A 21,109-nucleotide genomic window follows, 5' to 3' on the forward strand; every position below is an offset into this window, starting at 1 on the left:
AATTGAAAACAGAACTAACCTATATTCATTTTTCGTATCAAACCAATTCCCGAAGGGAACATTATATCTCATTAAGCTATCAGCTTTTTGGGAAAGACCTGTTTACAGCACCCATCGTTTTGATAAACCACGCATTAACCGGAAATTCGAATGTTTCCGGAGAGAAAGGCTGGTGGAAGCAGCTGATCGGGGAAAATCATGTTATCGATACCAACAAATACACCGTTCTGTGTTTCAATATTCCCGGAAACGGTTATGATGATTTTTTAATTGATGAATATGAAAACTTCACTCCTTCGGATATTGCAAATATCTTTTTAAAGGGACTTGAAACTCTAAACATACAAAATTTACATGCCATTATAGGAGGTTCTCTCGGAGGCGGGATCGGTTGGGAGATGTTGGCTAAACGTCCACAATTAGCTGAGATTTTTATTCCGATCGCATGCGATTTTAAAACGCACGACTGGCTTCATGCTCAATGTCTTGTTCAAAAATTTTTGCTGAACAGTCATGATGAGCCTTTACAGAAGGCAAGAATCCATGCGATGCTGTGTTACAGAACCCCGCAATCTTTAAACGATAGATTTCAAACTCAATATATTCAGGATAAGAAGCGCCTGAAATCAGAAGACTGGTTGATATACCATGGAAATGCTTTAAACGAAAGATTTAGTTTAAATGCATATAAATTGATGAACCATCTGCTGATGAACATTAATACGGAAGAAAAAATGCTGGAGAAAATAAAGGCACGAATGCATTTGATCTCTGTAGATTCAGACTTATTCTTTCCTGCTTCGGAAATTCGAATGTGTTTCGAAAAGCTGAAAGAAAAAAGAGAAAATGTTTTCTATCACGAGATCCAATCAATACATGGGCACGATGCCTTCTTAATGGAATACGAACAATTAAATAATATCATAAAAAATATTTTGTAGAATGAAAAATGCTAACGAAATAAGATTCTTAAAAAACAGATCAATCATCAAGTTCGAAGGCGAAGATTTCCTTGGAGAAATAGGAGTGGACGGACGAATTTTTAAAGCACTTACACTGGCAAGAATTAGTGTAGGGGTTATCTCACAGCAGGCTATTGAAAATGGAATTTCTATCCTTGTTCAGGAAAATGATGCCGAAAATGCGGTAAGCTGCCTGATTGAAGAATTTGAAGCCGAAAGAAAATCCGGAAAAGTTTCCCAGATTTACAGCATCAATAATGTTTCTGTACTGGGCTTTGTTTCCGAGGATTATAATAAAGTACTTGTTGAACTGGCCAGAAACAATGTTTTTCCATTGCTTTTAAACCAGATTGCAAGCGAAAACAGAGTTAATATCGTAGTGACGTCTTCGCAGGATGAGAAAGCAAAAAATATCATTGAATCTGAGATTTTCAAAAAGCCTAAAACCGTTCATCTGGCAATTATCGGACACGGAAATGTTGGGAAAACCCTGATCGATCAGGTACTGGAATCCTCGGATGAGATCAAGAGACGTAAAAAAATAGATCTAAAAGTGGTTGCTGTAGCCAATTCCAGAAAAATTGCCTTCAATAAAAAAGGTTTTGACAATAATTGGAGCGATGAGGTTTTGGTTGCAGAAAACCCTTCAAGCGTTGAAACCCTTATTAATTTTTCCAAGGAAAACCAATTGGAAAACCTGATCGTGGTTGATAATACGGCAAGCAAAGATTTTGTTAAAAACTATCACACTTTAGCTGAAAACGGATTTGACCTGGTTTCTTCCAATAAAATCTTCAACACTTTACCTATTGATGAATACCGTAAACTAAGATATACGTTGAACAAAAACAACAGGCGCTATTTATACGAAACCAATGTAGGAGCAGGTTTACCTTTAATCGATACCATTAAATTATTACACCTTTCCGGTGAAAATATTACCAGAATCAAAGGAGTATTTTCAGGAACATTGAGCTATGTCTTTAATAATTTTTCATTGAGAGACGATAAGTTTTCAACCATCATCAACGAAGCGTTGGAAAAAGGCTATACGGAACCGGACCCAAGAGAAGATCTGTCAGGAAATGACGTGGCAAGAAAGCTGTTGATTCTGGCAAGAGAATTAGATTTGATCAATGAATTTGATGATATCAACATCCAAAATCTTGTCCCTGAAAGCCTGCTTTCTGTATCTAAACAGGAGTTCCTTTCCCGACTGGATGAGCTTGATGAAGAATATCAGAGGATCAAGGAAAGCCAAGAAGAAGGTCATGTATTGAGATACGTTGGAGATTTGCATGGCGATCTGCAAAAAGACAAAGGAGAGCTTGATGTAAAACTGATCTCCGTTCCTGCAAGTTCCGCTTTGGGACAATTAAAAGGATCAGACTCTATTTTTGAGATCTATACGGAAAGTTACGGAGAAAACCCGATCGTTATTATGGGAGCGGGAGCAGGAGCTCAGGTAACTGCAAGAGGAGTTTTCGGGGATATTTTAAGAGTAAGTGAAACCAAATAATATGAATAATATAACAATTTAAGAATGTAGAAATGTAGCAATGAATTTGTCATTCTGAGCAGAGCGAAGAATCTCATTATTAAACTGTTAGATTGATACATTGTTAAATTAATTAAAACTATATGGAAAATTTCGAAACATTTGCAATAAGAACACAAACTGAAAGAAGCCAGTTTGATGAGCACTCTACACCATTGTATCTTACCTCCAGTTTTATTTTTCAGGATGCGGAAGATATGAGAGCGAGTTTTGCAGAAGAAAAATCTAAGAATTTGTACAGCCGTTTTTCCAATCCTAATGTGACCGAGTTCACCGACAAGATTGCAAAAATGGAAGGTGCGGAAGCAGGATATGCTTTTGCAACGGGAATGGCCGCCATTTATTCAACTTTCGCCACCCTATTGAATGCAGGAGATCATATTGTAAGCTGTCAGTCGGTTTTCGGATCTACTCACACATTATTCACCAAATACTTTCCGAAATGGAATATAGAAACTACCTATTTCAAAGCGGAAGATGCAGAAAAAGTAGAACAATATATCCAGCCGAATACTAAAATCTTATATCTGGAAACACCAACCAATCCGGCCATTGAAATTTTGGACCTTGAATTTTTCGGACAGATTGCGAAGAAATATAATCTGATATTCATTGTAGATAACTGTTTTGCAACACCTTATCTTCAGCAGCCGATTAAGTATGGTGCAGATATTGTTGTACATTCCGCAACGAAGCTGATTGACGGACAAGGGCGTGTTTTAGGAGGTGTGGCAGTAGGAAAGGCCGATCTGATAAGGGAAATCTATCTTTTTGCAAGAAATACAGGTCCGGCAATGTCACCTTTTAATGCGTGGGTTTTATCAAAAAGTTTGGAAACATTGGCTATACGTGTTGAAAAGCATTGCGAGAATGCAGTAAAGGTTGCCGAGTTTCTGGAGAGCCATCCCAATGTGGAATTTGTAAAATATCCGTTCCTGAAATCTCATCCGAGCTACGAAATCGCTAAAAAACAGATGAAATTAGGCGGAAATATTGTGGCATTTGAAATCAAGGGCGGAATTGAAGGCGGAAGAAAGTTTTTAGATCACATCAAAATGTGTTCTCTGTCCGCCAACTTAGGAGATACAAGAACAATTGTAACACACCCTGCTTCAACAACGCATTCCAAATTAACAGAGGAGGAAAGAAATGAAGTGGGAATTACAGCAGGTTTGGTTCGTTGTTCAGCCGGTCTGGAAAATATAGATGACATCATTGCAGATTTAAAACAAGCTCTTGAAGCATAGCGGTTCGAAATAAAAAAGTAAATAGAAAAATGAAAAATATAGAATCACTTTATAAAGCGCTTAATGAAAGGATCCTGGTTCTGGACGGAGCAATGGGAACCATGCTTCAACGCTATAAGTTTGAAGAGGAAGATTATCGCGGAGAACGTTTTAAAGATTGGGAGCATCCCGTAAAAGGAAATAATGACCTGCTTTCGTTAACCCAGCCTCAGGCGATTGAAGAAGTTCACAGAAAATATCTGGAAGCGGGTGCAGACATTCTTGAAACCAATACGTTTTCCGGAACTACCATTGCAATGGCAGATTATCACATGGAAGATTTGGTATATGAACTCAACTATGAATCTGCAAAGATAGCCCGAAAAGTCTGTGATGAATTCACCGCTAAAAATCCCAATCAGCCAAGATTTGTTGCGGGATCTATCGGCCCTACCAACAAAACAGCAAGTTTAAGTCCCGATGTAAATGATCCCGGTTACCGCGCCATTACTTTCGATGAATTGAGAATTGCCTATAAGCAGCAGGCGGAAGCACTTTTGGATGGCGGATCAGATATTCTGTTGGTCGAAACTATTTTCGATACTTTGAATGCAAAAGCAGCTTTGTTTGCTATTGATGAAATTCAGGATGAAAGGGGGATCAAAATTCCGATCATGGTTTCAGGAACGATCACGGATGCTTCAGGAAGAACGTTGAGCGGGCAGACTGCGGAAGCATTTCTGATTTCTATTTCCCATTTGAACCTTTTAAGTGTTGGGTTCAACTGTGCACTGGGAGCAAACCAGTTGACGCCGTACCTTGAAACATTAGCTCATAACTCAGAGTTTTATGTTTCAGCGTATCCGAATGCCGGTTTACCTAATGCTTTCGGTAAATATGATGAAACACCAGAATTCATGGCAGAACAGATTAAAGAGTATGTAGAAAAAGGATTGATCAATATTATTGGCGGTTGTTGCGGAACGACACCGGATCATATCAAAGCGATTGCAGATCTGGTGAAACAGTATCAGCCTAGGAAATTGAAGGAATTTGTCTGATTTGATAGATTTTTTTAATTAAAACAGCTATGGGGACAAGGTTATAAGTATTATCTTTAAATAAACCACAAAATTTAATATAATGGAAAAGCCGAGTTACTTAAAAGATTCAGATGATGCAAAATTGTTTAATGAACTAAGAAAGAAGGTGAACCAAAGAGTAGAAGCAATTCCTGAGAACAGGGATATTTATATTCAGATCAAAGCAATCATTCTGCCTTTGATCTATTTTGGTTTATATTTCTTCGCCATTTTTAATGCCGATAAACCATGGATGTATATTGTGAGCTTTGTGCTAATGGGGATCTCATTGGTTTTGATTTATTTGAATCTCATTCATGAAGCTGCCCATAATAATATTTACAAAAGCAAAAAACTGAACGGTTTGGTATTGCAGATTTTCGATTTTGTGGGAGCTAATTCCTACATCTGGAAAAAAAGACATATTGCAAGCCATCATGCGTACCCTAATGTGGATGGATGGGATACCGACATTGAACAGAGCGGATTATTGTTAATCATTCCATGGATCAAAGCCAAAGGAATTCAAAAGTATCAGCATAAATTTTTCTTTCTGGTATATCCGCTTTATTTATTCAATTGGATGTTTATCAGAGATTTCAGGGACTTTTTTGATAATAACAGAGTGATCTTAAAAACTCAGGGATCGATCCCGGTTATTGAAAAAGTGAAAATGGTAAGCTATAAATTATTTTATTTCTTTTACCAGATTGCAGTTCCGGTCCTGTTTTTTAAAGTGTCTCTAGGATTGGCGTTAGGAGCTTGGTTTTTACAAGTGATTGCGGCAAGTATTTTCGCATTATTTGTTTTATTGCCATTACATCCGCTTCCGGATAATGCCTTTCCTAAACTGGATGAGAAAAACGGACTGCCTTTCAGCTGGCTTCATCACCAGTTTGAAGTAACGAACGATCTGACGGAAAATAATTGGTTCGTGAGAAATGTGCTGGGAAATTTCAACTTTCACGTAGCCCATCATTTATTCCCGAATTACAGCTATCTGTACTATAACGAAATTACCGATGAGATCGAAAAATTTGCAAAAGAACACCATCTGGCTTATAAAAGATTCCCCATTTTAACGGCTTTAGGCAAACATGTGGATTTGCTGAAGCAAAATGCAAACAATGCCTATTATATTTTAGAAGAATAAAAAACTGAATGAGATATTTAAGATTATCGGGGCTTGAGCCTCTTATCATAACACCGGAAAGTAATTTCATTAACGTTGGTGAAAGGACCAATGTGGCCGGTTCCAAAAAATTTTTAAGATTAATCAAAGAAGAAAAATTTTCCGAAGCATTAGATATTGCCCGTCATCAGGTAGAAGGCGGAGCGCAAATTCTCGATGTTAATTTTGATGACGGTTTAATTGATGGAAAAGCTTCCATGATCAAATTCCTGAACTTAATTGCTTCAGAACCGGATATCGCAAGAATTCCTATCATGGTCGATTCTTCCAAATGGGAAATTCTGGAAGCAGGATTGCAGGTAGTGCAGGGAAAATGTGTAGTGAATTCCATCAGTTTGAAAGGTGGAGAAGAAGAATTCATCAAACAGGCAAAAGCCATTAAAAGATATGGGGCAGCTGTGATCGTTATGGCTTTCGATGAAGTCGGACAGGCCGATACTTATGACCGTAGAATTGAAATTTCAAAACGATCTTATGACATTTTAGTCAATCAACTGAAATTTCCTGCAGAAGATATCATTTTCGATTTAAATATTTTCCCCGTTGCAACGGGAATGGATGAGCATAGAAGAAATGCCGTTGATTTTATCGAAGCTACAAGATGGGTTCGCCAAAATCTTCCTTATGCATCAGTAAGTGGTGGGGTAAGTAATGTTTCATTTTCTTTCCGCGGAAATGATACGGTGAGGGAAGCAATGCACTCGGTATTTCTTTATCATGCCATTCAGGCGGGAATGAATATGGGGATTGTAAACCCCGCCATGTTGGAGGTGTATGATGAAATTAATAAGGAGCTTCTTGAGCTTGTGGAAGATGTTATTCTTGACAGAAGAGAAGATGCTACAGAAAGACTCTTAGATTATTCCGAGAAACATAAATCCGTCAAGAAAGAAAAGGTTGAAGATTTAGAATGGAGAAACCACCCGTTACAGGAAAGAATCACACATGCGTTGGTAAAAGGCATTGATCGCTTCATTGAAGAAGATGTTGAAGAAGCCAGACAACAGGCAGAAAAACCCTTACATGTAATTGAAGTGAATCTGATGACCGGAATGGGCGTTGTAGGAGATTTATTCGGAAGCGGAAAAATGTTCCTGCCACAGGTGGTAAAATCGGCGAGAGTGATGAAAAAGGCCGTTGCTTATTTACAGCCATTCATTGAAGCCGAAAAAGATGGTTCAAAACCAGCCAACGGGAAAGTTTTAATGGCTACAGTAAAAGGTGATGTTCACGATATTGGTAAAAATATTGTAAGCGTTGTTTTAGGATGTAATAATTATGAAATTGTTGATCTTGGAGTAATGGTTCCTGCGGAAAAAATCATCCAGACTGCCATCGAAGAAAAAGTAGATGTTATCGGTTTGAGCGGTTTGATCACGCCAAGTCTTGATGAAATGGTGTACATCGCGTCGGAATTAGAAAGACAAAATCTTGATTTTCCTCTATTGATAGGCGGTGCAACAACATCAAAAGCTCATACCGCCGTGAAAATCGATTTGAAATATAAAAATGCGGTAGTTCATGTAAATGATGCATCCAGAGCAGTAAATGTGGTTAGCTCATTGTTAGGGGATAGAAATAAAGAATATGTTGAAGATGTAAAGAACGACTATTCTGATTTCAGGGAAAAGTTTCTGAACAGGCAGGTGGATAAAGATTATATTGCTATTGAAGAGGCAAGAAAAGATAAATTTAAAATTGACTGGGAAAATGAAGAAATCTTTGAACCCAATCAATTAGGAGTTACCATTATTGAAAATCAGGATTTGAGGGAATTATTACCTTTCATCGACTGGTCCCCGTTTTTCAGAAGCTGGGATCTGCACGGGAAATATCCGAATATTCTGGAAGATGAGGTTGTGGGAGCTCAGGCAAAAGAACTTTTCAAAGATGCACAGGTTATTTTAAAAAGGATCTTAGACGAAAAATTATTAACGGCAAAAGCTATTTTCGGAATTTTTAAGGCCAATTCCAATGACTCGGATGATATTCTGATCTTCGATGAAAATAACCAGCAAAAAGCTAAATTTTTAACATTAAGGCAGCAGGCTCAACGCTCGAAAGGAAAAGACTATCTGGCTTTAAGCGATTTTATTGCCCCTCAAAGCTCAGGAAAAACAGATTACGTGGGAGCTTTCTGTGTAACCACAGGTTTTGGTACGGATGAACTAGCTGAAGAATATGAAAAAGCGAACGATGATTACAATGCGATTATGGTTAAAGCTCTTGCGGACAGATTTGCGGAAGCCTATGCCGAATTTTTACATAAAAAAGTGAGAACGGAATATTGGGGATACGCCAACCAGGAAAATTTAAGCAATGAAGAGCTGATCGCAGAGAAATATAAAGGGATCCGTCCGGCTCCGGGATATCCTGCTTGTCCTGATCATTTAGAAAAAAAAACCATTTGGGATCTATTGAAAGTGGAAGAAAATACAGGTGTTTTCCTCACGGAGAGCTTAGCGATGTTTCCAACCGCTTCTGTTTCCGGGTATTATTTCGGGAGTCCGCACGCTAAATATTTCGGGCTTGGAAAAATCACGGAAGATCAATTGGTAGATTATGCACAAAGAAGAGGATGCAGCATTGAAGAAGCTAAAAAATGGTTATCGCCTAATTTAGCATAACAAAAATAAACAGGATTAAATATACAATGAAGATAACTGAACATATAAAAAAGGCCAATGGAAAAACTTTGTTTTCTTTAGAAGTAGTTCCGCCACAAAAGGGAATCGGGATTGAAGATCTGTACCGGAATATCGACCCGCTCATGGAATTCAAGCCTCCTTTCATTGATGTTACCACTTCCAGAGAAGAATACATTTATATAGATAAAGGAAACGGTTTGATGGAGCGCCGTATCACGAGAATGCGGCCAGGAACTTTAGGGATCTGTGCTGCCATTCAGCATAAATATAATGTAGATACGGTTCCGCACCTGCTTTGTGGAGGTTTTACCAAAGAAGAAACCGAATACCTTTTAGTAGACTGTATGTATTTGGGGATTGATAATGTAATGGCTTTAAGAGGGGACGCCATGAAAGGACATCAATATTTCGAACCTACTCCGGGAGGCCATGCTAGTGCGATGGATTTAGTCCATCAGATCAATAATCTGGGGCGAGGAAAATATCTTCATGATGAGGACCAGGTCTGTGATGAGCACAATAAATTCTGTATTGGAGTTGCCGGATATCCTGAAAAACATATAGAAGCACCTTCCATGAATTACGATTTGAAATGGCTGAAAGAGAAAGTAGATGCAGGAGCAGATTATATTGTCACACAAATGTTTTTTGACAATAAGAAATTTATTGAATTCGTAGAAAAAGCCAGAGAGATGGGTATTACAATTCCTATTATTCCAGGAATTAAACCGATTGCTACCAAAAAACACTTAAAGCTCCTGCCACAGGTTTTCAAAATCGATTTACCTGAAGAACTGATTAATGAAGTGGAAAAAGCTAAAAATAATGAAGCGGTAAAAGAGATAGGGATAGAATGGGCGATTACCCAATGCAAAGAGCTCCTTGATTTCAAGGTCCCTGTATTACATTTTTATTCCATGGGGAAAAGTGATAATATTAAAAAAGTGGCCGGAGAATTATTTTAAAAAACAAAGCCTTGTAATTTTACAAGGCTTTGTTTTTATTGATTTAAGAACTTAACTAATTTGATTAAGTCTTCCTCTTTATCAAACTTTATTTTATTGGATTTAAAGAATTCCGTTAAAGAATCTTTCATCTCCGGCAACTGAGCAATAAGCTCTTTTTGGTTTCTAGGTTTTTTAATGAAACCATTATTTGTCTTAATATAATAAATAGGATCAAGCAATTTGAAATTAGCAGGTTTATCGCTTGTGTAAGAACTGTTTGCCGGAACTGCATCCACAAACTTCGTTTTAACTTTTTTATAAAGAGAATATTTGCTGCCTGCCACTATTTCAAAAAAATATCCGCTGAATTCATCATTAGTCTCTAATAAAACAATAGTCTGTTTAGGTGATAAAATTTCTATTCTGGAAAATTTCGATTCTTTCGGAAGAACTAATGTTTTTCCTTCTCTTTCAAATTCTATTTGATCAGCATAGCTATTATATCTCACATAAATCTTATCATAGTTTTCAGCAACTTTTGCGTCCAAAAACATTTTATTCAGATAGGGGGAACCGATAACATCATCATAGGTTAAAGTTCCACCCGAATTTTCAGATCTGATTCTATTAGAAAATGTACTTCCGTCAGCAATATCATTTTTAGTAAGAAGTGGTCCGTTCTGAGCATGCAAAGCAAAAGACGTTACCACAAAAATACTAGTAACTATTTTTTTCATTGTAAGTTTTTAAATTAAAAATATATTGTTCAAATATAATAATTTATTTAATTAAGAATTAGACTTTCATTATAAAATAGGATGTCTTTCAAAGTCTTTATTTCTGTCAAACAAATACCTGTAAGTCGCCAATTTTCTTGTTACGGTGGTATCAAGATTTTCTGCAATTTTAATCATTTTAGGGTTAAAGTCGCCGATCCATTGAAGCTCGGTGACCGTAAAATCCGTGTGTTTTCTCAAATGCTGTGTTCCCTCCCAGATCATATATCCGTCAATTCCTTTTTTTTGCCATTCCGGGACGACTCCGAAAACGAGACCAACCATTTTTTCATTCTTCCTGAATTTTTTATACCATAGAAATTTAAGTTTTTCAAATGGCCCGAATTTACCATTTAAATACTTAAACCATTGGTTCAGGTCAGGGAGATTCATCCACATGGCAATAGGTTTGTTATTTTCGTAAATAAACCAGGAAATGTGTTCATTAATGATGGGTTTCATCGTTTTGAACATCTTCAGGACTTTGCTTTCCTCCATTTGTTTTCCTTCTCCATGGGCAGCCCAGGCTTTATTGTAAATCTCGGTAAAGTCTTTGGCAAACTTTTCAAGATTATTTTTTTTCATAGGGAGAGCAGAAATTGCGGGATTTCTTTTATGTTTTTGGTGCATTAGGGTAAAAACACGGGATACTTCCCCGAAAACCGGCCTTGTAAAACAAAGCTGCTCAAAATAAATTTTGAAACCGTAATTTTCAAAAAGGTCCACATAATAGGGGAAATTATAGTTCATTCCATATAAAGGTTCTATAAATCCTTCAATGAGCAGTCCCCAGAATTTATCTCTTTCTCCGAAATTAATCGGTCCATCCATGGCTTCCATTCCTCTTTCCATTAACCATTGCTTGCAATGATCAAAAATAAAATTAGCCGTTTCCTGATCATTGATGCAATCAAAAAAGCCTATTCCTCCTGTGGGCTGCTTCTGTGTATAGAGCCTGTTGACAAAAACAGCAACTTTTCCTACAGTCTCATTTTTTTTGTTTTTAAACAGGAATCTCTGGCATTCTCCGTTTTTGAAGAACTTATTTTTGGTGGGATTGAAAATCGTTTCTAGATCCTTATTTAAAGGTCTGATATAGTTTTTGTCATGTTGATAAAGCCGGGATGGGAATTCTAGAAATTCCTTTTTTTGGTGTTCACTTTGTACTTCTTCAACAATAATCATAGTTTTACACAAATGGAAAGGTGAAAGATAATGTTTTTAGCTCAAATTAAAATACAAGAACGGATATTTCCGTATTTTTGCTGCAAATTAAATAAAAATGGTTGATTTTACTGATAACGACGATGATATTTTCACAGGAAAAGAACATACACCTATACGTGAAGATGCTTTTGATAAATCGCCAGAAGAAAAAATAGAAAAGATTACAGAGCTTTTTGGAGAAATCATGTATACCTTAGGAATGGATATGACGGATGACTCTTTAAAAGATTCTCCGAAACGGGTGGCGAAAATGTATGTGAATGAAATTTTCGGAGGACTTCTTCCGGAAAATAAACCCGGAATTTCAACATTCTCTAATAAATATAAATACCGCCAAATGCTGGTGGAAAAGGATATTACAGTATATTCTTTCTGTGAACATCATTTTTTACCGATCATAGGGAAGGCTCATGTTGCCTACATCTCGAACGGAGAAGTTATTGGACTTTCGAAAATTAACAGGATTGTAGATTATTACGCAAAACGACCACAGGTTCAGGAAAGATTGACGATGCAGATTGTGGATGCGCTTAAAGAAGCGTTAGGAACTAAAGATGTGGCATGCATTATTGATGCGAAACATTTGTGCGTCAATTGCAGAGGAATTAAGGATACGGCGAGCTCTACCATAACGGCAGAATTAAGCGGTATTTTCAGAACCAACCCGATTACAAGACAGGAATTCCTGCATTATGTAGGAAGTCATGCAAAATTTGATTAAATTGAACGCCGAATGAATTACCAGATTCTTAAAAATATCGTCCTTACAGAACTTCAGAGATTTGAAACGATTTCTGAAGAAGATTGGTCATATAAAATCTCAGCTGAAAAATGGTCGAAGAAAGAAATTCTAGGTCACCTTTGCGATAGTGCACTCACCAATATCAGAAGATTTGTAATTACCCAGTACAAGGAAAATGAAAATATAGTGTACGATCAGGATTTTTGGGTGAAAGCTCAGAATTATCAGAACGTTCCCACTTCAGATATTATTAATCTCTGGAAATTTTTGAATCTGCAGATTGTTCATACCGTTGAAAATATTCCGGATGAGGCTTTGGAAAGAATGTGTGATACTACCAAAACAGATATTCAGAGATTTACGTTAGAATATATTATTCAGGATTATATAGACCACCTTCAATATCATTTAAAAGCAATTTAATAATGATTACATTTAAAAAAGTTTCAAATAAGATCTTCTTCATCACCATTATATGTTGTGAGTAGAATTCGTATACCCGATTTTTGAATCTTTTAATCATTACATCTTTTAATTTAAAATCAATGCAACTAAAAATATATAATTCGCTTACAGCAGAAAAAGAAATATTCAAACCCATTTTAGAAGGAAATGTCGGAATGTATGTTTGCGGGCCTACTGTTTACAGCAATGTACATTTGGGAAATGTGAGAACCTTTCTTTCTTTCGACTTTATCTATCGTACTTTAATGCATTTGGGGTACAAAGTGAGATATGTAAGAAATATTACAGACGCGGGTCACCTTACAGATGACGGAAATGTAGAAAACGACAGATTCGTAAAGCAAACCCGTCTGGAAAAGCTGGAGCCTATGGAAATCGTACAAAAATATACGGTAGACTTTCATAAAGTTCTGGAAATGTTCAATCTGTTACCTCCGAATATTGAACCTACCGCAACAGGTCATATTGTAGAACAGATTGAATTAACTCAAAAATTAATTGAAAGAGGATTTGCTTACGAAAGCAATGGTTCTGTATACTTTGATGTTCTTGAATACAACAAAAGAGGACTGAATTACGGAGAACTTTCAAAACGAAATATAGAAGAGCTTTTCGCTAATACCCGTGATTTGGACGGTCAGGGTGAAAAGAAAAACCCACAGGATTTCGCCTTATGGAAAAAAGCTTCTCCGGCTCACATTATGAGATGGAATTCTCCTTGGGGAGAAGGCTTCCCTGGATGGCATTTGGAATGTACTGCAATGAGTACAAAATATCTGGGTGAGAACTTTGACATTCACGGAGGAGGAATGGATTTGAAATTCCCACATCATGAATGTGAGATCGCACAAGGAAAAGCCTGCAATGATACAGCACCGGTGAATTACTGGATGCATGCGAATATGTTGACGATGAACAGCCAGCGTATGAGTAAATCAACAGGAAATTATATTCTGCCGATGCAGTTGGTAACCGGCGAAAATGATTTTTTTGAAAAACCGTTCCACCCGTCAATTGTACGATTCTGCTTCCTTCAGGCTCATTACAGAAGTGTATTGGATATTTCCAACGATGCAATGATTGCGAGTGAAAAAGGATTTATCAGATTAATGGAAGCGATAAAAGTATTGAATTCCATTACTCCTGATGATAGTAAAGAATCCGGATTTAACCTTGAAGAATGGAAAAACAAATGTTATGAAGCGTTAAAGGATGATTTCAATTCGCCGATTCTTATCGCTCATTTATTTGAAGCCGTAAAATTCATTTTTGCTTTGAATGACGGGAAGGAAACCATTTCCGCAAAAGATCTGGAAGATTTGAAATCTACATTGAACGCTTTTATCTTTGATGTTTTAGGACTGCAAACCATCGAGGAAAATAATAATGAAAAGTTAGACCAGACCTTAAAAGTTTTAATTGAATTAAGAAACCAGGCAAGAAAGTCCAAAAACTTTGAACTGTCGGATCAGATCAGAGATAAGCTTCTTGCAGAAGGAATTGAATTAAAAGACGGAAGAGATGGTACAACCTACGTTTTAAATTAACCAGGAAGTTGTAACTACATATTTGCTCTCGCAGACTTTGCAGGTCACGCAGATTTTTAAACACAATCATCTGCCTAATCCGCTCAATCTGCGAGAGTTTTTATACCCTGTTTTCTCGGTTTGTCATTCTGAGCGGATCGAAGAATCTCTTGACTGATTTATAGTGAAATAAATATTATTCAAAACGTAGATGTTTTTATGATTTTAATTCAAAAATTATGTAACTTAGTCATACTAAAATGATTACGAATCTAAATCCTACATATTATGAAAAAACATTTATTCCCTCTATTCTTGTTGGTATTAGGCGTGAATGCGTATGCTCAGCAAGATTTTTTTGCATTAACAGGAAAAGATACTCCCAACATCGTTTTTAATGACTTTCGTGCAATAGATGCAGCGAATGGAACTTCCGGAGAAAGTGTTTTCACGACGGAAACCTCTCCGAAAGTATTTTCACAACAGAGGAATTCTTCGGTTACAGAAGATAAAACGTCTTACAACCATTCCCAATCGATGACAATGGCAACGCTTGCTTATGATTCATTTAATAATAATCTGGTGTACATGCCGATGTTCTCTTCTAACATCTATATGTTAAACCCTAAAACCAAAGAAATTACATTGGTGGAAAATACTACCGCCAGAGTGACTTCCTGCGATATCAATTCTCATATGACGAGGATGACAACCGGATATGATGGAAATATTTACGCCATTAATAATGCCGGAACTCAATTCTTACAGATCAGCAGAAAAGATAACCAGTATATGGTGAATGATCTTGGAATCATAAAAGATGATGCCGGAAACGGGAAGAATTCTTTTACAGCTATTGAAACGGGTTTTGGTGGTGATATGATTGCTGATGCGGATAATAATTTTTATGTTTTTTCAGCTTCAGGAAATGTTTACAAGGTGGTAACAAAAGAATTAAAAGCGAAATTCGTAGGAAGAATAGCCGGAATCCCTGAAAATTACTCAGTAAATGGAGCTGCTGTTAATTCAAGAGGAAAAATAGTAATTGCAAGTGCAAAAGGTTCTCCTTTATATGAGGTGGAGCTGGAATCTTTACAGGCAAAACAGCTTCCCGGAGAGCAGAATCTCCACATTTACGATTTAGCCAGTAAATATTTTGTGAACGACAGAGCGACATCAGTTAATCCAACCGCCAATCTGGATATCTACCCTACCAGAGTAGATGAACAATGGATCAATGTCAATGGTAATGATAAAACATTAAAAGGAAATCTTAAGCTTACTGTTTTTGATATTTCAGGGAAAAGCGTCATGAAGGAGAATTTATCAGTGAAAAATGGTTCATTGGATCAGAAGATTCATTTAAAAAATCTTGTTACTGGAGCTTATATTGTAAGCATTACGGATGAGACAGGAAAAATAGTATTAAACAAGAAAATTTTAGTTACAGAATAATCCACTACATTTGTTCAAAAATTAAGACCTTTTCAACTATTTTGAGAAGGTTTTTTTAATGAATATTTGATATTCAAGAAGTTTTATTTTTCGAGATTAAAATGTATTTTTATAAAAAAAATATAAATGAAGCTATACTTTAATATAGGCTACAGTACAAAAGTCGGTGAATCCCTGAAGTTGATTATTAATGAAGAAAGTACTGTTTCCAAAACCCATACAATGTTCTATACAGAGAACGGTTTGTGGAAATGTGAAGTAGATTATTTCTCCAAATCGGTTTCTTATCAATATCTGCTTGTTGATGAAAAAGGAAATGTAGTGAAAGAAGAATTTGTTCCACACCACCTTCAGTTTCCTCATAACTATAAAGAGTTTGTCATTTTTGATGAGTGGAATAATAAAAATTTTCCTGAGAACTATCTGAACAATAAAATTCTTCACAACAAGCTCAATCAATTTGTACCTGAAAAAATAACAGTTTTAAAAAAACATACCCATTTATTCAGGATTGAGGCCCCGATCTACAATCCGAACTGGAAAATCGTGTTATTTGGAAGTACAGCCTCGTTGGGAAATTGGGATTATGAAAAAGTGATTCCCCTTTCACAAACAGATTTTGGAATTTGGGAAATTTCCCTTGAAATTCCGGAAAATGAATTTATTCAATATAAATATTGCCTTTACGATAAAAAAGAACAAAGAGTCATTGATGTGGAAACCGGTGAAAACAGATTTACGGTAGGCAACCCGGTAAAAGATGTTTTACAGATTGTTTCCAATCATTATTTCAGGTTTAAAGCTTATCAAATGTATCATGATGCAGGAGTGGCAGTGCCTGTATTCTCTCTGAGAAGCGAAGACGGATTCGGAGTAGGTGAATTTTCCGATATGAAAAAACTGGCAGATTGGGCAAAAAAAACCAATCTCGGGATTATCCAGATTCTTCCTATTAATGATACTACGGCTAATTACTCCTGGACGGATTCTTATCCTTACGCAGCCGTTTCTGTCTATGCGCTTCATCCACAATATATTTCATTAGAAAACCTCGATTTTTCAATACCAAAGGATTTAGCTGATCAATATCGGTCTGATAAAGAAGAACTCAACGCCTTGGATCTGATTGATTATGAAAAAATGATCGAATCCAAATGGAAGTATTTAAAAGCAGTTTTCACAGAAGAAAAAGATAGAATTTATAAAGACAGGAACTTCAAAAAGTTTATTAAAGACAATGAAGAATGGCTGATTCCTTATGCTGCATTTTGTGTATTGAGGGATAAATACAAGACGCCGAACTTTAATGACTGGAAAACCCATAAAAAATATATTGCAGGTAAAATTGCACAATTCTTTTCTCCAAAAAGCAAAGATTATGATGCTTCCATGTTGCACGCCTGGGTACAGTTTCAGCTTCATAAGCAATTAAAAGATGCTATCGATTATACCCACGGCTTGGGAGTATCCGTAAAAGGAGATCTGCCTATCGGTATCTACAGATATTCTGTGGAAGCTTGGGCAGAACCTGAATTATTTGGAATGGATTTCCAGGCAGGAGCGCCGCCGGATCAGTTTACAGAACTGGGACAGAACTGGGAATTTCCAACCTATAATTGGGAAGCCATGAAAGAAGATGATTACCGTTGGTGGAAAAACAGGTTCAAAGCACTGGAACAATATTTTGATGCGATGAGAATCGATCATATTTTAGGATTTTTCAGAATATGGAGAATGCCGATCTCTGCAACTCAAGGGATTTTGGGGTATTTTTATCCGGCAGTACCGGTTGTTTCGGATGAGTTTAAAGCATTACATATCCCGTTCAATTTTGACAGATATTGCAAACCTTTTATCAACGATCAGATTCTTTGGAAATATTTCGGGGAAAATACCCATAAAGCATTGGAATTTATCCGGAATAATCACAACGGCACCTATTCTTTCAAAGAAGAGTTTGATACCCAAAGAAAACTATCCGACTTTTTCAAGAAAAATCCAAGAGGTCCGATAGAAGAGCAATTGATCGCTCTTTGTGCCAACGTTTTATTTTTAACTGAAGAAAGAGACGGGGAAACGGTTTATCATCCTAGATTTAATTTGTATAATACGGATTCTTATCAATACCTGTCGGATTGGGAAAAGAAAGCCATTTATGATTTGTATCACGATTATTTCTTCAGAAGGCAGGATCGTCTATGGTATGAAAAGGCCATGGAAAAGCTTCCGGTCATCCTGAACGCTACTGAAATGCTGATCTGCGGGGAAGATTTAGGAATGGTTCCGGCTTGTGTACCGGTTGTAATGGATGAGCTGGCCATTATTGCCTTGAAGGTTCAGCGAATGCCAGCCGAAAATATTCCTTTCTATAATCCTAAGAATGCTACCTATATGAATGTGGTCACCGCCTCTTCCCATGATAGCTCTACGCTCAGACAATGGTGGAAAGAAGATCCCGCACTCACTCAGAAGTATTTTAACCAGCAATTGATCCAGTATGGAAAATCTCCTGATGAGCTGGAATCCCACTTAGCGGAGATCATCATGAAGCAACATCTTTATAATGATGCTATGCTTGCTATATTCCCGATCCAGGAATTTTTGGCAACGGATAAAAAACTGACTAATGAGAATATGGACCATGAGAGAATTAACAATCCGGCTGTATTCCCGCATTATTGGCGTTACAGAATGCATTTGAAATTAGAAGATCTTAAAAATGAAAATTCTTTCAACGAAAAAATTGCCAATTGGATAAAAGATAGTGGAAGATTGTAAATTTAACATTTGATTATCAATTAGTTAATGATATTTTAAAAGAAGTTTGATCAAAAGATTTAACTTCTTTTTTGTATTCATATCAAAGAAATAGAATAGAGATATTCTGCTATATATTAACCAATTAACGACTATAGAGATGAAAAAGATACTTTTGGGATTTGCACTAAGCTTAGCGACTTTGTCGTTTGCGCAGCAATATCCAAATAACGGCTGGGGAAATGATGGATATGGATATGACGATGGGTATTATAGTGATGATGACGACAGAAATTATTTTCCGGATGATTATTATTATAACTATCCTCAGGATTATTATCCGGACGATTATTATCAGAGCTATTATAATGACTACAGAAACAGTATTATTTCCATTAACTGGAACGTGTTTTTCAGACAAAACAGATTAAACAGATGGCAGATAGATCAGATCCTGTATCTTAACAATCTATACGCATCTTTCTCAGTTTGGAATAACTTCTACAGATATAATCCGGACAGATGGTATTATGACAGATTTTACGCATTGGAAAGAATCTTAGGACCAAGGGTATTTGTTGTCTTCCAGAATAATTATTATCGAGGATACAGCCCGATAATATACTTCCAGAACTACAGAAGAACACATTATGTTCCCAGATACAGAGTAATGCCTCGTTATAGAAATGTCAATATTCATGTCTATAAAGTAGACAGAAACCGATTCCGTCAGGATAACCCGACTTTAAATATTGTAAGAAGAAGTTCAGGTGATGGATTCAGAGGAAATAACGGTAATAATGACAATAATGGTTTCCGTGGCCAAAGGAATAATGGAGTAAGAAATAATTCAGGAGGTTTCCGTAATTCAGAAAATAATGGAATAAGAAATAATGGCGGGTTCAGAGGAAATTCAGATAATAATGGTGTAAAAAATAATGGAGGATTTAGGGGAAATTCGGAAAATAATGGTAACTTTAGGAATGAAGGCGGATTTCGGGGAAATCAGGAGGTAAGAAGAGAAGATAACAACGGATTCCGAGGTAATGGTGGAGGTTTCAGACAACAAAGAAACGAAAACGCTCCCCGAATGAAGAATAATGCTCCCAAGCAGAATAATGGAAATGAAGGCAGAGGTGGAGGATTCAGACAAAAATTAGTAAAGAATTAATATTTTCATATATTATATTTAAGTGGTGTGAAGGGCAGATTTTTATAAAATCTGTCCTTTTTTTATTGAATTGATTGTTTTGTATTAAAAATTAACATTTTTTATGAAATAACTATTTTAACTTTTAATTTAATGCGTAATCAAAAAGATATAAGAAAAATAATTAAAATATTTTTAAAGATGAAAAAATTAATTTTAGCATTAGCATTTATCGGAATGGGAAGTTTTGCCATGGCACAACAGACAACTCCGCAGGATAAAAAGGTAAAAAGAGCAGAAATGCAGCAAAAAATGCAACAGAGGGAGCAGGAACATTTAGCACAAATGCAAAAAGATTTGAATCTGAATGCATCTCAGGTAGATAAAATAAAAGCTTTACATGAAAAAAGGAAAGCTGAGATGAAAGCGGACTTTGCAAAAAACAAAGAGGCAAGAGAGGCTAAAATGGAGCAGATGAAACAAAAAAGAGCACAGATGGATGCTGAAATGAAACAGATTTTAACTCCGGAGCAATATGATAAATGGCAGGCTGACAGAAAAGCAAAAATGGAGCAGAGACACGCGATGATGAAGGACAGAAAGATGAAGAAGACTATGCATACTGCAACTCCGGATGCAAAATAATAGTTTGTAATTTTGATTTTTTAATGTGAGAAGGGCGGAAGTAATTCCGTCCTTTTTGTATTAAATTTCATTAAATCCTTTGAATTCGGGCTTAATTTCCATAATTTTGAATATAAATTTTTTATTATGGTCAGTGAAAAAATCGCAAAATTAATCAATGAACAAATAGCACACGAACAGTATGCTGCACAATATTATCTTTCAATGTCTGCATGGTTTTCCGGAAAAGATCTGGATGGAATTGCCAACTATTTCAGAGTTCAGAGTAAAGAAGAATTAATGCATGCAGATAAAATGTTCGACTATTTGAATGACGTAGGTGGAGAAATTATTATCGGGGAAATTCCTAAACCACCCCACGAGTTCGAAAATGCAACGGATATTTTTGAGAAAGCTCTGGAACATGAAAGAAAAGTAACCAAAAGCATTTTCAATATCGTTAAAAATGCTAATGATGAAGGAGATTTTGCAACAACCTCTTTCTTACAGTGGTTCATCAATGAGCAGGTAGAAGAAGAGGCAAGCGCGTCTCAATATGTAACCAAGATCAAAATGGTGTGCGATAATCCTTCAGCATTATATCTTTTTGATCAGGAGCTGGCTCAGAGAGTTTTTAATCCGAATGCGGAAGCTTAGAATATTAGAAAAATATAAAAGTTTCGGCGGCGCCCAACGCGCCGCCGCAAACTTTATAAAAAAAAAACCTGCGTCTTACCCCCCATTCTTACCCCGCGTTCTAACACCCTTTTAT

General features: G+C 36.4%; 17 protein-coding genes. 15 read left to right on the forward strand and 2 right to left on the reverse strand.

Going from position 1 to position 21,109, the window contains the following annotated elements:
• Positions 1 to 2 precede the first annotated feature (2 nt).
• From ACGHIN_RS07015 to metF, 7 genes are all read left to right on the forward strand, one after another.
• Positions 3 to 941 carry an alpha/beta fold hydrolase gene (locus tag ACGHIN_RS07015; RefSeq protein WP_390452078.1) on the forward strand — a complete coding sequence of 313 codons (939 nt, stop codon included), beginning with the start codon at positions 3 to 5 and terminating at the stop codon, positions 939 to 941.
• Between the two features lies 1 nt (position 942).
• Positions 943 to 2,481 (forward strand): ACT domain-containing protein, encoded by a 1,539-nt coding sequence (locus ACGHIN_RS07020; protein ID WP_390452080.1) that lies wholly within the window; start codon positions 943 to 945, stop codon positions 2,479 to 2,481.
• A 122-nt stretch (positions 2,482 to 2,603) separates the two neighbouring features.
• The gene (locus ACGHIN_RS07025; RefSeq protein WP_390452082.1) at positions 2,604 to 3,767 is read left to right on the forward strand and encodes an O-succinylhomoserine sulfhydrylase; all 1,164 of its coding nucleotides are present in this window, start codon (positions 2,604 to 2,606) and stop codon (positions 3,765 to 3,767) included.
• Between the two features lie 29 nt (positions 3,768 to 3,796).
• Complete coding sequence (locus ACGHIN_RS07030; RefSeq protein ID WP_390452083.1) at positions 3,797 to 4,807, forward strand: homocysteine S-methyltransferase family protein; 1,011 nt, start codon at positions 3,797 to 3,799, stop codon at positions 4,805 to 4,807.
• 82 nt (positions 4,808 to 4,889) lie between these two features.
• Entirely contained in the window at positions 4,890 to 5,981 is a 1,092-nt protein-coding gene (locus ACGHIN_RS07035) for a fatty acid desaturase family protein (RefSeq protein ID WP_390452085.1), read from the forward strand.
• 8 nt (positions 5,982 to 5,989) lie between these two features.
• Entirely contained in the window at positions 5,990 to 8,647 is a 2,658-nt protein-coding gene (gene metH, locus ACGHIN_RS07040; protein ID WP_390452086.1) for a methionine synthase, read from the forward strand.
• A 26-nt stretch (positions 8,648 to 8,673) separates the two neighbouring features.
• Positions 8,674 to 9,633, forward strand: a complete 960-nt coding sequence (metF, locus tag ACGHIN_RS07045; protein WP_390452088.1) for a methylenetetrahydrofolate reductase [NAD(P)H] — start codon at positions 8,674 to 8,676, stop codon at positions 9,631 to 9,633.
• A gap of 35 nt (positions 9,634 to 9,668) precedes the next feature.
• Here metF and ACGHIN_RS07050 read toward each other — a convergent pair whose 3' ends face one another.
• Complete coding sequence (locus ACGHIN_RS07050; protein WP_390452090.1) at positions 9,669 to 10,352, reverse strand: hypothetical protein; 684 nt, start codon at positions 10,350 to 10,352, stop codon at positions 9,669 to 9,671.
• Positions 10,353 to 10,421: 69 nt separating this feature from the next.
• The gene (locus ACGHIN_RS07055; protein ID WP_390452092.1) at positions 10,422 to 11,576 is read right to left on the reverse strand and encodes a hypothetical protein; all 1,155 of its coding nucleotides are present in this window, start codon (positions 11,574 to 11,576) and stop codon (positions 10,422 to 10,424) included.
• Between the two features lie 97 nt (positions 11,577 to 11,673).
• Here ACGHIN_RS07055 and folE point away from each other — a divergent pair, with 97 nt between their 5' ends.
• The 8 genes from folE to ACGHIN_RS07095 all read left to right on the forward strand — a co-directional run bounded on the left by folE (position 11,674) and on the right by ACGHIN_RS07095 (position 20,994).
• Positions 11,674 to 12,339 carry a GTP cyclohydrolase I FolE gene (gene folE, locus ACGHIN_RS07060; protein ID WP_390452093.1) on the forward strand — a complete coding sequence of 222 codons (666 nt, stop codon included), beginning with the start codon at positions 11,674 to 11,676 and terminating at the stop codon, positions 12,337 to 12,339.
• A gap of 12 nt (positions 12,340 to 12,351) precedes the next feature.
• The gene (locus ACGHIN_RS07065) at positions 12,352 to 12,783 is read left to right on the forward strand and encodes a DinB family protein (protein WP_390452095.1); all 432 of its coding nucleotides are present in this window, start codon (positions 12,352 to 12,354) and stop codon (positions 12,781 to 12,783) included.
• A 122-nt stretch (positions 12,784 to 12,905) separates the two neighbouring features.
• A complete protein-coding gene (gene cysS / locus ACGHIN_RS07070) occupies positions 12,906 to 14,372 on the forward strand; it encodes a cysteine--tRNA ligase (RefSeq protein WP_390452096.1) in 1,467 nt (488 codons plus the stop codon).
• 267 nt (positions 14,373 to 14,639) lie between these two features.
• Complete coding sequence (locus ACGHIN_RS07075) at positions 14,640 to 15,806, forward strand: T9SS type A sorting domain-containing protein (protein ID WP_390452098.1); 1,167 nt, start codon at positions 14,640 to 14,642, stop codon at positions 15,804 to 15,806.
• 126 nt (positions 15,807 to 15,932) lie between these two features.
• Positions 15,933 to 18,584, forward strand: a complete 2,652-nt coding sequence (locus tag ACGHIN_RS07080) for a 4-alpha-glucanotransferase (protein ID WP_390452100.1) — start codon at positions 15,933 to 15,935, stop codon at positions 18,582 to 18,584.
• 139 nt (positions 18,585 to 18,723) lie between these two features.
• On the forward strand, positions 18,724 to 19,734 hold the full coding sequence (locus ACGHIN_RS07085; RefSeq protein WP_390452102.1) for a hypothetical protein: 1,011 nt from the start codon (positions 18,724 to 18,726) through the stop codon (positions 19,732 to 19,734).
• Positions 19,735 to 19,914: 180 nt separating this feature from the next.
• Complete coding sequence (locus ACGHIN_RS07090; RefSeq protein WP_390452104.1) at positions 19,915 to 20,358, forward strand: hypothetical protein; 444 nt, start codon at positions 19,915 to 19,917, stop codon at positions 20,356 to 20,358.
• Positions 20,359 to 20,484: 126 nt separating this feature from the next.
• Entirely contained in the window at positions 20,485 to 20,994 is a 510-nt protein-coding gene (locus ACGHIN_RS07095) for a ferritin (protein ID WP_390452105.1), read from the forward strand.
• The last annotated feature ends 115 nt before the right edge of the window (positions 20,995 to 21,109 follow it).

The sequence above is a fragment of the Chryseobacterium barbadense genome, assembly GCF_042849955.1.
In the GTDB taxonomy this organism is placed as follows: Bacteria; Bacteroidota; Bacteroidia; order Flavobacteriales; family Weeksellaceae; genus Chryseobacterium.